Here is a 12,477-nt window from a genome sequence, read left to right as displayed (position 1 = left end):
TACGAATACTCCCATTCACCCACCCATCTACCTACCAACCGTTGATCGAGCTTGCCGAGATCACCATGCGGAAACCGCAGCTAGCGTCGGTACGTCGGTGCGCCGGTGCGGGGTTGCTGCTGGAGCTGCCGCAACCTGCTGTCACGCGCCGCAGCTACTTCCGGCCGCGAGTATCGCTTCCCAACGCGCGAAGCGGATGCCGCGCGCGGGATTGCCGCTACCGGGGCTACGTCGCGACGGATGCCGGCCGCTGGGTGATGCAAGCGCTCACTGTGGGCATCCGTCTCACGTTGCGCGGGGGTTGCGCCGCTACGCGGTAGGCCGAACTCCCGCGTACTGGCGTACCTCCCGCCTATCGCGTGGCGCGGGAGTTTCGGCTGGTCTGGAGCGCCCGCGTACTGGCGTACCTCCCGCGTACCGGCGCAGTCCCCGCGTATCGCGTGGCCGAGCGGGAGTTTCGGCTGGTCTGGAGCTCCCGCGTACTGGCGTACCTCCCGCGTACTGGCGCAGTCCCCGCGTATCGCGTGGCCGCGCGGGAGTTTCGGCTGGCCTGGAGCTCCCGCGCACTGGCGTGCCGCCCGCGCACTGGCGTGCCTCCCGCGTACTGGCGCAGTCCCCGCGCACTATAGCTGCGTAGCGCGAGGCCGCGACTACGGCGTGCAGGCGATGTTGGAGATTCCCTCGGCCGCGCTGGTCACGGTGTTGGAGCAGGACACTGTGGTCTTGCTCGACCCGGTGCCGCCCTTCTCGTGCACAAAGAAGGCGTACCCATCGCCGTTGACTCGCCCCGAGTTGTCGGAGAACACGTTGCGCAGGCCCCATCCGTCGACACTGCCGTTGACCGCGAAGCCGTGCAGGGGGCTATTGCTGCCCTCATTGCCGACGATGGTCCAGTCGTTGCCCTTGACCTTAACCCACTCCTTCGAATCAGCCATACCGCCCGTGCCGTCGATGACGTTGCTGCGAATGACTCCGTCGGAGGTGCCCTCCTTGACCTCGATGGGCTGGGCGCTGGTCAGGCTGATGTGATTGCCCTGCACGAGCACGCCGTCGGTTCGGTCGGGCTTGCACTCGGTTTGGGCGCACCAGTTGTTATCCGAGGTTCCGATATAGATGCCCTCGCCGAACTGGGTACCGTGCAGGCCGGTGTTCGAAATCGTGTTGCCGACGACGGTGCTGTCGGTGGTGAAGGCGCGCAGGTGAATGGCCTCGTAACCAATGTGGTCAATGCGGGTGTCGGCGATCGTCACGTTCTCGCTGCGCACCACGCTGATGCCCTTGAGGCTGTTGGTCACGGTCATGCCAGCGATCACCAGGTGGGACGAATTCGTGATCTGAATGCCGTGGTGGTGGGCAATGCTGCCGGAGTCGATTACGGCCGAGCGGGGTCCGCAGACCCAGATTGGCTTGACAGCCGTTCCGTTCGCGGTCAGGTCGATCTGCTCGTTGTAGGTGCCGGGTGCCATCTTGATGACGGTGCCTGGCCGGGCGCGGTCGACGGCCGCCATGAGCTCGCCCGCGCTCCGCACGGTTGTCGTTGCGGCGGGGCAGTCGATGTAGCGGTGTAGGGCAGGCGTCGGCGCGAGCACGGGAACGGGTGCGGCAGTTGGGGTGCTGGAGGTTGCGTTCACAACGAAGGCGTCGACGATGCTGTTTGTGCCGCTGGAGCGGGCATCCTTTTTTCCGGTACGGCTGATCGTGATGGTGTGTGTGCCCTGCGGCAGGCTCGTTGTGCTGAACGCGGTCTTCTTGTGCACGGTGGTCGCGGAGTAGCCGTTCACCGTGGCGACCACCGTGCCGTCGATCGAGACCGTGCTTGTGCCGGCACTCTGGGTGGTGCGGGTGAGGTAGGCGACGCTCGTTCCCTGAAACGTGAAGGATGCGCTGCCGGCCGTGAACTGAAAGCGCACCGAGCCGCCGCGGTCGGCGACGTTGCGCGTGGTGCGCCACTTTCCGCTGTAGCTGATCTTCGGCGAGGAGCTGTCGACCACGGATTTTGCGGGAGTGGCAACGGCCGATTCGCTGCCGGGCACGGGAATGGTGAGGGGGGCTAGTATCGCAACGGTCACGGCCAGGAGTGCAGCGACGGTGATGATGGCGTGGCGCGCTGAGGCGGGGAACGGCATAGTGGAGTCCTCCAGACTTTCACGAACGGGTTCGAGCCTATCGAGCGCCAAAGTTGAATCCGTTTCACTTTCCTGTGAAAGTGCGCAGAATCTTGGGGGTCCCCGTGCCGATCCGCGGCAGCCGGCCAGCTCTTCTGGATTTTGCGCGAGCGAGAAAAATGTTGCTTCGTGGGTGCTGAAGCAACAGTTTTCCCGCTCTCGCGACCAGGGTGGACTGGTGGGAGGCCGGCTCAGGCTGCTCAGGCAGCGCCCTGCTCGGCGGCGGCGCGCAGCACTCGGCGATGTAGCGGAACGCTCAGCTTGGCGGTACCGGCCAGGGCGAGGCGCTTCCAGTCCCGGCGGCGCGCGGCGAGTAGCACCAGCCGCCAGGTGAGCCGGGAGCGCAGCTCGGCGACGATATCGTCGCGTTCGCGGGCGTCATAGGGACCGGTCAGGGCGTCTTTGAGCCCGGACAACAGCACGTAGCGCAGCCGAAAGTAGCCGTAGGAGTTCGAACTGATGATGCGGATATCGAGGGTGATCGCAGCGTTCGTGACGGCCTGCTCGACCAGGAGCAGCGACTGGGCCCTGCGCGACCCCGAACGAATGATTGACCCCCCGCGCACGACATAGGAGTACAGCGTGTCGCTGATCGCCGCCACCTTCTCCGCGGCGGCGAGCAGCTGGGCGACCATGGCCATGTCGGAGTGCACGCGGGCGGGGGTGAATTCAATCACGCTGGCGCTTGAACGCCGAAATAGCTTGTTCCAGAGGTGACCGGTGATGCCGCCGTCGAGCAGCAGGCTAAACGCCTCCACACCGCTGATCGGCCGGGCCAGGTCGGGGGCAGTCAGCGGGCGTCGATGGTCGGGATAGACGTATTCCGCGCCGCAGACCACGACGTCGGCTCCGGTCGATCTGGCCGCCGCCACGAGCTTCTCCAGCGCAGTGTTCGACCAATCGTCATCGGCATCGACAAACCACAGAAACTCGCCGCGACTCTCGGCCACCGCTTTTTCCCTGGCCCGCGCGACACCGCCGTTACGCTCCTGCTGAAAGAAATGAACGGATGCGTGTGCGCCGGCCACGCGCGCACTGATCGCGGCCGTCGCATCCGTTGAACCGTCGTCGACCACGATGATCTCGACGTTGGGCAGCGTCTGGTCCAGCAGCCGCTCAATAGCGCGCTCCAGAAATTCCGCGGCGTTGTAGGCCGGAACGATGACGCTCACGACCGGAACACCGGCCGCGCCGTCGGAGTGGGCCGAGTTGGCCGAGGCGCCCGCCGCGCCTGCGCCGCCCGCAACCGCCCCGCTCACGAGGTGAGCTTTCGAATGGAGTCGGTCAGTTCCAGCAGGGCCCCGCGGGCCCGGGCGACGTGGCGCAGAATCGGATCGCGGCGGCTGATCACGTCGCGGGCACGGCGTTCGAGCGCCGCAGTGTCGGGCAGGGTCCAGCCGATCGTTGCGCCCTTGATACCGACCGCGTCGAGGGTGCGCGCCGCTTTCGAATGGATGTCCTCGGCGATCACGAGCGGCAGGGCGCCCTCGGTCAGCCCGATCACGGCCGCGTGCAGCCGGTCGGTCACCACGAGCAACGACCGCTGGTACACCTCGCGCAGCTTCAGTTCCTGCTGGGCGTGGTTCGGACCGTCCCAGACCAAAGCGGTGCCGCCGAGCTTCCTGGCGAGCTCCTCGGCGAGCGGCCCGTCGCGCTCAATTTGCGATACGGCGACGATCTCCAGCCCGAGGGTGTCCGCGAGGCCGCGCAGGGCACGAATCCACTCGGAGTCTGGACGCTGCCCGTTGTAGCGCACCGACACGGCCAGCAGCGGCCGGGAGGCGGTCGACGCGAGCAGGTCGGCATCCGCTGCCCCGGTGGCGAAGGCCCAGTCGGGCGCGATGCGGCCAAGCCCCATCGCGCCGCGGCTATAGGAGTCGCGCCAAGCCACGAGGTCGCACAGCCGCAGCGTCGCCGCTACCGGAATTCGCCAGCCGGTCTTCTGCCGCACGCCAAACCCAGCGTGCACGGCATGCCCACCGCGCAACCGGTTGAGCGCGAGGTGCGGCGCGATGCGCAGGTAGCGCAGGGCGTAGGCGCGTTGCAGTTCCATTTCTCCGGCGTTGAAGGCATAAACGGATGCCTCCCGCAGCGTCGACCGCGAAATCTCGCGCCGCCACTCGGCACTCGTGCGATACACCCGGTCTTCGCCCTGCAGGCCGAGCCCGCTCAGGTAGGAATCCGCGCGGGATCCAACGAACACCTGCAGCTGCCCGGCGCCCCGCAGCGCGTCGAGAAACGCCCGGCGCAGAACGGTATCGCCGACGTTATCGATTTGGCCCATGGCCGAGGCGAAGATTCTCATGCGCGTTCCAGGGTTCGGGTGAGCACGCGTTCCAGGTCGGCGCCGCTTGACTGCTCCGAGAAGCGGGCCAGCCACGGTTCGATGTGCGTTAGCGGCAGGTCGGCCGCGCGCAGAATGGCGTCGGCGAGATCGACCGGATGCGCGGACAGCGCGAGTTCGCCGGTGATGCCGGGCACAATCGCATCCGCTACGCCGAGCGCGCCTGACACCGCAACCGACGGATACCCGGCCGCTGCAGCCTCGACGAGCACATTGCCGAACCCCTCTCGGCTTGAGGTGAGCAGCGCCACGGCGTTGTCGCCGAAGTGGTCGAACCAGTTCTCGACCCAGCCGCGGTGGTGAAAGGTCACGTTCGCCTGCCGCGCGGCGGCCTGCACGTCGCCCAGCAACGGGCCGCCGCCGAACGACACGACCGTGACGGCCACGCCCCGGCGAGCCAGTTCGGCCGCCGCCTCGATGGCCAGCAGCGGACGTTTCTGTTCAACCAGCCGACAAGCCAGCACGATCTGGATGCCGTTGGCTGACCCGGGGCGCCGTGTCGGGGGCGCCACGATCGTGCCGGTGCCGGTGCCGGTGCCGCCCTCGGCTTCGACCAGCACCGCCGCGCTGTCGGCTCCGGCGCGCAGCACCGGGCCCACTTCTGCGCCCATTTCCGCGCCCACTTCTGCGCCCACTTCCGTGCCAGCGCCCGCTACGATGACAGCGCCAGCTACCGTCGTGCCCTGCCCGCGCGGGGTGCCGCGCAGCTTCGCGGTTGCCGGGTTCGCAACGACGGTGATGCGGCCTGCGCGCACGCCAAACGCGGCCACCATCTCCGCGGCGACCGGATGCGAAATAGCGATGACATGGTCGGCCCACCGATACGCGTGCTGGGCGATCCAGATCTTGAACCGGTGGGACTGGCTCGAGCCGGGCAGGCCGAGTGACACCAGGTTGCGTTCGCTCACGAGCACCCGCGGCCGCAGCCGCTCGGGCAGCAGGCGGGCCGCCGCGAGCAACACCAGGTTGGGATACACCTGCAGCGATACGGCGACGTCTGGCTGCCAGTCGAGCAGGCTGCGGCGCAGCGCCGCTGTCTTGGCGATATGCCCGTGCTGGTCGACGAGCGAGCGGGCCGTGACGCCGCCCGGCAGGTATTCCGGCAACACGACCCCGGCGGTGAGCACAACGCGCACCTCGTAGCCCTGATCGGCGAGCCAGCCCATCCAGGTGCGGGCGACGAATTCCGCCCCGCCACCGTGCAGTGCGGGAATAACAAAGAGGATGCGCCGGAGTGATTGATCAACGCGTGATTGATCAACGCGTGAGTGATCAACGCGTGGCCGCTCGGCGCGCGGCTGGTGCAGGGCGGTCGGGACGGGCGGCAGCGAGCGGGGCGGTGTCATGTGGGGCCTTGTCTGTGGTCGCGGGGCGAGGAATCGGACGGCTCGGCAGTGGGCGAGCGGGTGCTCGGCACACCAGCGGCCGGCCGACTAGCGCTGGCAGCATCGGCGCTAGTAGCCGTAGCCGTAGCCGTAGCCGTAGCCGTAGCCGTAGCCGCAGCATCCACAGTCTTCGGCCCCTTCGCCGAGCGCAGAAAGCTCCGAGCCTGGGTGATCGAGCGCACGTCCCGGCGAAAGGTGGGCCAGACCAGCGCGACGATTCCGAGCCCCGAGAGCAGGGCCACCCCGCCGAGCCCGACGCGGGCGAATGGAAGTTCGATCGGAATCCACTGCACAGCGGCCCAGGACACCCCGGTGGCGAAGCCGTAACCGAGGATTGCGCGAACGCCGGCCAGAAACATGGCGCGGGCGGGGGCATCCGTTACCCGGCTGATCCAGGCGAGGCCGATCGGCCAGATCAGGGCGACGCCGAGCGAATACCCGGCGGCGACGCCGTAGACGCCCCAGAACGATCCGAGCAGTACGAACACGACGAGCAACGGCCGGGTGCAGAGCGCGAAGTACAGATTTTGCTTGGTAACGCCCTTCGACAGGAACACCCAGTAGGTGGCGTAGGCGGCCGCCTCGAAGAAACCGGCGATGGCAAGAATCTGAAAGATCGGTGCCGATTCCAGCCATTTATTGCCGAGGGCGATGCTGATGATCGGCAGGGCCTGCGCGCAGGAGAACGCGAGCACGAGCGTGACCGCGTGCAACATGATGGTCTGCCCGAGCAGAATGAACCGGTCGTACTTGGGCTGATCGTCTTGCAGCCGCGCCAAGACCGGCAGCGCCACCCGGGTGGACGGACCGTTGATCTGGTTGAGCGGCAGCAGCAACAGCTGAAAGGCCCGGTTATACAGGCCGAGTGGGCCGGCGCCGAGAGTGGCGCCAATCACGATGGTGTCTGTGTTGCGGCTGGCATAGCCGAGCAGCTGGGTGCCGGCGAGGTTGGAGCCGAACAGGATCAGGTGACGCATGGGCGTCTTGCGATGAAACCAGCCCGGAAACCAGTTGGTGATCGGAATCAAAATAATAATGGTGAGAATTCCCTGGCTGATCTGCTGCCCGGCGAGTGCCCAATAACCGAAGCCATTCAGCGCCATGACGATGCCAATGGCTAGCCCGCCGACCTGCGCGCCGATCTCCGACCCGGCGAGGGCCCTGAAGTGAAAGTTGCGATTGAGATCAGCGCGAAACTGGGTGGCGAGGCCGTTGAGCAAGAAGGTGGCCGCGAGCACCTGGGTGAGCAACACGAGCCGGTCGTCGCCGTAGAGCGTCGCGATCAGCGGGCTGCAGAGCACCGCGAGCAGCATCAGGGCGAGCCCGATCAGGCTGTTGATCCAAAACAGGTTGTCCTTCTGATGCCGGCTGAGGTCGCGCACCTGAATGGCAGCCGACGAGAGTCCGAAGTTGCGCAAAACTTCACCGACGCCGATGATCGCGGCGACAGAGGCGACCAGCCCGTAGTCGCTCGGGGCCAGGAGTCGCCCGAGTACAACGATGCCACCGAGCTGCACACCGATGCGAATGAGCTGGCCGACCAGGGTCGTTGACGCACCTCGCCCTGCGGTGCGCCCGAGGCCAGCGGTCGAGCGCGGGGCCCGGTCAGCGTCCGGTGGCACGGTCTTGGTCAACGGATGCTCCGGCCAGCACGACCGGTCAGCTGCAAGGCCAGCAGGTACGTGCGATAGCTCTGCAGTCCGAGCGTTTTCCAGTCCCGCCCGTCGAGTTGGGGGCGGGGGCGGGGGCCAGCCGCGCGCATCCGCTCGAGGGTGTCGTGCACGATCAGGGGCGTGAGCTCGCCCTCGTAGAGGTAGATCCAGCCGGGGCCGACCTCCTCGGCCAGGGCCAGGTTTGCCGGTGTCGACGGCACGAGCACCGGCCGGTCGAGCGACAGGGTCACGAGCAGCACGCCCGAATTATGCATTTCGCGGTAGGGCAGCACGACCAATTCTGCCTCGCCGACCTCGACCACGAGTTCTTCGTCCAAGACGAAGCGCAGCACCGAGCTGATCCGGTCATCGTGCGCCTGTTCGGCGGTGATGACCGCACCGAGACCGCTCGATGGCCGACCAATGATGCGCAGTGTGAGGTCGTCGTCCGGCAGCTTCTGAAAAACCTGAAGTAGGGTTTCGACGCCCTTATACGGTCGAATCAGACCGAAATAGAGGATGCGTCCGTGCACGGACTCGGGCAGCGGCATGCCGGCAAAGCGGTCGCGATAGTGACCGTGCAAAATGGTCACGGCGCGAGATTCCGGCTCGACCGGGGTGGTCGGGTTCAGCCGAATGACGAGCGCTGTGCGGGCGTCGAGCGCCTCGAGGACGCGGGTTTCCGCGCTGTGTCCGGCCTCGTGGGGGGTGAGGTTGTGCATGGTACGCACAATCGGAATGCGCTGCAGCTTCGCGCGCAGCAACAGGGAATACAGCGCCACGCGGCGCAGCTTCGCCTTGAGCGGCCGGGGAGCGCGAATGAGCAGCTCCGGCCAGTGCACGTGCAACACGTCATAGCGGCCCAGCAACGCGGTGCGCCAGGTAAAGAACCGCATGGTCACGGCCTCCGGAGCGCCCTCGACGACCTGGTTGACGTACCGGGTGGTGCCGTTGGGTGCGCTCAGCGATTGCAACACGGTGATCCGTGTCGTGTCTGCGCGTAGTGTGTCGGCGCTTGTCGTGCCTGTGGTCGTCACGCCCATACCCCTTACAAGCCGGTAGAAAAAACCGGTGGTAACTGAGAAACTGTCGGTTTAGAGTAGCGTGCCCTACCCCGGCCCGTTAGACGCGCGCATACCCCCGTTTGGGGCGGGCGAGCGGCTGGCGCCCAGGTGCGGGACGGAGCCGGTCGCTGGCATCCGCTCTGCTGGGATTCAGCGCCAAAATGAGCAGGCAGCCGAGCAGCAGGTGCATCGGGCGTAGGGCGTCGATTGCGTTGAAGCCGGTGATGCAGACCGTGTATGCCACTAGGGCTGCAGCGGCGCCGACCGCCCGCTGGGTGAGCGAGTGAGCCACCGCAAACCCGATCATGAGCAGAAACAGCGCCAAGCCGGGCAGGCCGATGCTGATCAACAGCTGCAGCATGGAGTTCTCGATGGTGACCTCGTTGATCAGTCGCCCGGTGATGCCAGAGGTGCCGGGGCCCGATCCGATCCAGTTCGTGAGATTCGCTGCCTGCAAAGACACCCAGACGCCGAGGTCGCGGGCCTGCGACGAGAGTTCGGCCTCGATCGAGTTGTTGCGGGCCGTGAACGCGTCGAACTGAAACAGTCCGATCACGCCCACCACTATTAGCCCGGCCAGCAGGGCGAATTTGCCCCAGCGTTTCTCACCGCGCAGCAGCAGCGAGACCAGGTAGGCGAAGCCGACCGCCACGGCCGCCGCGACCAGGGCCCCGCGTGACACCGTGGCTACGAGGCCGAGACCGCTGAAAACGGCGGCGGCGAGGGCCGGCTTCGAATTCTCTCGCAGCCAGATTCCGATCGCGAGCGCGCAGGCCACGGCAAAGAACAGGGCGGCAAACAGCGGATGCCCGAATGAAGCATCCGCACGATAGACCGACCAGTGTTGGTGGTCGGAGAGGCCGAGGGCCTGGTACACGGTGCCCCAGATCGGGTTGAAGCGCAGCACACCCTCGATCGCAGCGTAGGCGCCGAGCCAGGCGCCGAGCAGGAGCCAGACCCGGCGAATCCAGAAGGCCTCTCTCGTGCTGGTGCCGATGCACAGGGGCAGCAGCACGGCGGCGCTGAAGCTGATGGTCCAGCCGAGGCTGGTCTGCAGGTCGCTGGTGCGGGCGAGTGTGAAGAGAATCCAGAGCAGCAGGAGCAGGGCGAAATAGCCCGCCGCTGACTTGTAGGGGGTGGGCGGTGTCGTTACCGCCCGTTGTGCGTCACGGGTCGTCGACAGCAGCCGGCGCACGGCCCAGATGACGAGGATGATGGTGGTGAGCGGGAGGGCGCCGAGCGGGCCGTCCTGCGGCAGGATGCGCGGCGGAATCAGCGCGAAGGTGGTCAGGGCGACCGCCGGTAGAATCTCTGCCGGTAACAGAAGTAACGCGGCGATGGCGGCAAAAGCCAGCAACACCACGGGAACCAGCAGGATGCCGAACTGGGTGGTGAAACGCGGCAGCACCAGGCTCGCCACGATCACGAACAGTGCCGCGAGCGTCACGAGTACGACGGGCAGGCTCCGCAATCGGCGCAGGGTTGATTCGAACATCGGCCGCCTCGGGTGGTTGTGGCTCAGTGGGTGGTAAAGCGCAGCGCTGTTGATGCGATTAGCCGCCACGATAACACGTGAATTTTCCTCAACGCCAGCGGGGCGAGGCGAAAACCGATACTTTAGGCGGATCAGTCTCCATCCGACCGAATAATGAAGTGGAGTTTTCGGTGAAAATGTCGCGCCTGACCTACAAGTTTCTTCGGCGTACCCGCGGCCGGGTGTGCGCGCTGCGCGCCGCTGGCGTGCAGATCGGCAGCGGCTGCCGTATTCTCTCCGACATCGCCACCACCGAACCGTGGCTCATCTCGGTCGGCGACCGGGTGACCATCAGCTCGGGAGTGACCTTCATCACCCATGACGGCAGCGGCTGGCTCTACCGCGACATACGCGGCCGCCGCTTTCGGTTCGCGCCGATTAGTGTGGGGTCCGACGTGTTCATCGGGGCGGGAGTCACCGTGCTACCGGGGGTGAGTATCGGCGACCGCTGCGTCGTTGGCGCTGGATCGGTCGTGACCGCGTCGGTGCCAGCCGAAAGCGTTGTGGCTGGCGTTCCAGCACGGCCGATCAAGGCCTGGCCTGAGTTTTACGCGGGGCTGAGCCGCTGGTCGGCTGCGACTGACATGGTCGGCCAGACCTACCGCGAACGGGTCGACTCGATCGCCGAAGCACTGCCGGTGCAGGACGGCACCACCCAGGCCTTCACAAAACCCGCGCTCTGATAGGCGAACTGGTAGGCCCATTTCAGCGGATCCATCGGCTGCTCGGCGCCGACGACCGCGAGAACGCCGTTATAACACCGGCTGATCTGTAGTCTGGCGCGGCTCACATGGTAGCTCGACGTCACCACGATCACCCGTGACCAGCTGCGGGACTTCGCGAAATCGGCGATCGCCTCGGCCTCGCCACGCGTGCTCGTGGGGTGCGGGTCGAAGCATTCCACCTCGATCGTGGTGCCGGCCACTGGCGCATCGCGCGCGCACAGGTTGGCCGGGCGGGTATCGCCGCCGAACGCGTCGGAGATGAGTATGTGATCGCTGTGCCCAGCTTCGGCCAGGGCGAGCGCGCGCTGCACGACGGCGGCGCTGCCGAGGCCGCCGAGCACGATGATGGCGTCGGCGGTGCCTGGCGAGTCCTCGCGCGGAAACATGACCGTGCGCGTGGTCACGGCCACCAGGGCCACCAGGATTAGCACGGCCCCCATGAGCAGCACGAACGCGCGCTGGCGGCCGACGCGCGGTGACTTCACTCGTTGCGTGGCGGCATCCGTTCTACTGTGTTCGGTGAAGCGGATGCCGCAGCCTCGCCGGCCGCCCCGGCCACGGCCTGAACGATCCGGGGTCGTCCGGCGAACCAGAGGGGCACCTCGAATCCGTAGCGCAGCACGGGCAGGTCACGCACGACGCGCCAAAACAGGAGAGCGGCGGCGACGCCCCCGCCGGCAACGAGCAGCGGTAGTGCCGGGCCGAATCGATCGAGCCAGGCTTGGCCGCGCCACGGCAGCAGCAGGCTCGTGATGAGGGACAGGAAGAGAACGTGCATGACGTAGATCGGCAGGGTATTGCGGCCGACATAGTTGAGCCAGGCCATGGCGCGAAAACCGACCAGAAAACGGGCAATCAGAAGCCCGGAACCGAGGGCGAGCAGGCTCACCAGAACGAGCGCGCCGGTGATCACTGGTACTCGCGAGTCGACGGTGAGAATGATGCCGGCCAACGCCAGAAAAGCCGCGCCGAAGCCGAGTCCGAGGCCGAGCGCGCCGAAACGGCTGGGTCGGTTCACAAAGGCCAGAATCCACTCCCGCAGGTAGCAGCCGAGCAGAAAGAACAGAAAATAGCGGCCCATGCCATTCCAGGCGATGTTGCCGGTGTCGGCCCGGGCGAAGAACAGCACAGACAGAACGGCGCCGCCGCCGACCTGCACCCGCCAGTCGATGCGGTTCTGCATCAGCTTCGCCGCGACGAAGAACAGGGCGAGGGCGTAGAGAAACCACAGACCGTTGCTCGGGCGGACGGGGGAGAGTAGCAGGTTGATCAAGTCGGTCTTTTCCAAGCCGGCAGGGCTCGGCAGTAGTGCGAAATAGCCGTACTGCACGAGCGTCCAGAGCAGCAGAGCCCAGGCCAGCAGGCTCAGCCGGGTGCGCCAGAGTGCTGGCCAGGTGCGGAGAATGATCGACCGTGCGAATAGGCCGGAGGCAAGAAAAAATAGGGGCATGCGAAAAACGATAAAGACGAGGTTGATTTTGTTCCAGAACTCCGGAGCCAGGCCGGAGATCACCGTCAACTGCACGGCGTGCGCGAGGGCGACGAGCACAATTGCCAGGCCCTTCGCCCCATCAACCCAGTCGACCCGCGCGCGTTCTGCCACGAATT

At 66.4% G+C, this 12,477-nt stretch carries 10 protein-coding genes; 1 reads left to right on the top strand and 9 read right to left on the bottom strand.

All coding sequences use genetic code 11. The annotated features are described in order from the left end of the window. Positions 1 to 650: 650 nt before the first annotated feature. The 7 genes from CXY75_RS09230 to CXY75_RS09205 all read right to left on the bottom strand — a co-directional run bounded on the left by CXY75_RS09230 (position 651) and on the right by CXY75_RS09205 (position 10,105). Positions 651 to 2,126, bottom strand: a complete 1,476-nt coding sequence (locus CXY75_RS09230; RefSeq protein WP_104082532.1) for a right-handed parallel beta-helix repeat-containing protein — start codon at positions 2,124 to 2,126, stop codon at positions 651 to 653. 239 nt (positions 2,127 to 2,365) lie between these two features. Further along, positions 2,366 to 3,424: a glycosyltransferase family 2 protein gene (locus CXY75_RS09225; protein WP_158251170.1), complete on the bottom strand. Its 1,059-nt coding sequence runs from the start codon at positions 3,422 to 3,424 to the stop codon at positions 2,366 to 2,368. Further along, a complete protein-coding gene (locus CXY75_RS19815) occupies positions 3,421 to 4,470 on the bottom strand; it encodes a polysaccharide pyruvyl transferase family protein (protein ID WP_158251169.1) in 1,050 nt (349 codons plus the stop codon). The genes CXY75_RS09225 and CXY75_RS19815 overlap by 4 nt, the downstream gene beginning before the upstream one ends. Continuing rightward, the gene (locus CXY75_RS09220) at positions 4,467 to 5,855 is read right to left on the bottom strand and encodes a glycosyltransferase (RefSeq protein WP_104082530.1); all 1,389 of its coding nucleotides are present in this window, start codon (positions 5,853 to 5,855) and stop codon (positions 4,467 to 4,469) included. Before CXY75_RS09220 ends, CXY75_RS19815 begins: the two co-directional genes overlap by 4 nt. Then, positions 5,852 to 7,528, bottom strand: a complete 1,677-nt coding sequence (locus CXY75_RS09215; protein ID WP_158251168.1) for a lipopolysaccharide biosynthesis protein — start codon at positions 7,526 to 7,528, stop codon at positions 5,852 to 5,854. Before CXY75_RS09215 ends, CXY75_RS09220 begins: the two co-directional genes overlap by 4 nt. Continuing rightward, complete coding sequence (locus CXY75_RS09210) at positions 7,525 to 8,583, bottom strand: glycosyl transferase (RefSeq protein ID WP_199182417.1); 1,059 nt, start codon at positions 8,581 to 8,583, stop codon at positions 7,525 to 7,527. The genes CXY75_RS09215 and CXY75_RS09210 overlap by 4 nt, the downstream gene beginning before the upstream one ends. A gap of 85 nt (positions 8,584 to 8,668) precedes the next feature. Next, complete coding sequence (locus CXY75_RS09205) at positions 8,669 to 10,105, bottom strand: O-antigen ligase (RefSeq protein ID WP_104082527.1); 1,437 nt, start codon at positions 10,103 to 10,105, stop codon at positions 8,669 to 8,671. A 176-nt stretch (positions 10,106 to 10,281) separates the two neighbouring features. Between CXY75_RS09205 and CXY75_RS09200 the strand changes: the two genes are divergently transcribed. Further along, complete coding sequence (locus tag CXY75_RS09200) at positions 10,282 to 10,827, top strand: DapH/DapD/GlmU-related protein (RefSeq protein WP_104082526.1); 546 nt, start codon at positions 10,282 to 10,284, stop codon at positions 10,825 to 10,827. Here CXY75_RS09200 and CXY75_RS09195 read toward each other — a convergent pair. Next, on the bottom strand, positions 10,743 to 11,354 hold the full coding sequence (locus tag CXY75_RS09195; RefSeq protein ID WP_104082525.1) for a YdcF family protein: 612 nt from the start codon (positions 11,352 to 11,354) through the stop codon (positions 10,743 to 10,745). The genes CXY75_RS09200 and CXY75_RS09195 overlap by 85 nt on opposite strands. Further along, positions 11,351 to 12,472: an acyltransferase family protein gene (locus tag CXY75_RS09190; RefSeq protein ID WP_104082524.1), complete on the bottom strand. Its 1,122-nt coding sequence runs from the start codon at positions 12,470 to 12,472 to the stop codon at positions 11,351 to 11,353. Before CXY75_RS09190 ends, CXY75_RS09195 begins: the two co-directional genes overlap by 4 nt. Positions 12,473 to 12,477: the final 5 nt, after the last annotated feature.

This window comes from Cryobacterium sp. Y11 (assembly GCF_002929535.1).
Classification (GTDB): Bacteria; Actinomycetota; Actinomycetes; order Actinomycetales; family Microbacteriaceae; genus Cryobacterium.
Note: the sequence above shows the minus strand (reverse complement) of the source record. Positions and strands in the feature narration are given on the sequence as shown.

Excerpts from the sequence above, each read along its gene's own strand:
- CXY75_RS09230 (WP_104082532.1), bottom strand. The coding sequence starts at position 2,126 with ATGCCGTTCCCCGCCTCAGCGCGCCACGCCATCATCACCGTCGCTGCA.
- CXY75_RS09220 (WP_104082530.1), bottom strand. The coding sequence starts at position 5,855 with ATGACACCGCCCCGCTCGCTGCCGCCCGTCCCGACCGCCCTGCACCAG.
- CXY75_RS09205 (WP_104082527.1), bottom strand. The coding sequence starts at position 10,105 with ATGTTCGAATCAACCCTGCGCCGATTGCGGAGCCTGCCCGTCGTACTC.
- CXY75_RS19815 (WP_158251169.1), bottom strand. The coding sequence starts at position 4,470 with ATGAGAATCTTCGCCTCGGCCATGGGCCAAATCGATAACGTCGGCGAT.
- CXY75_RS09200 (WP_104082526.1), top strand. The coding sequence starts at position 10,282 with ATGTCGCGCCTGACCTACAAGTTTCTTCGGCGTACCCGCGGCCGGGTG.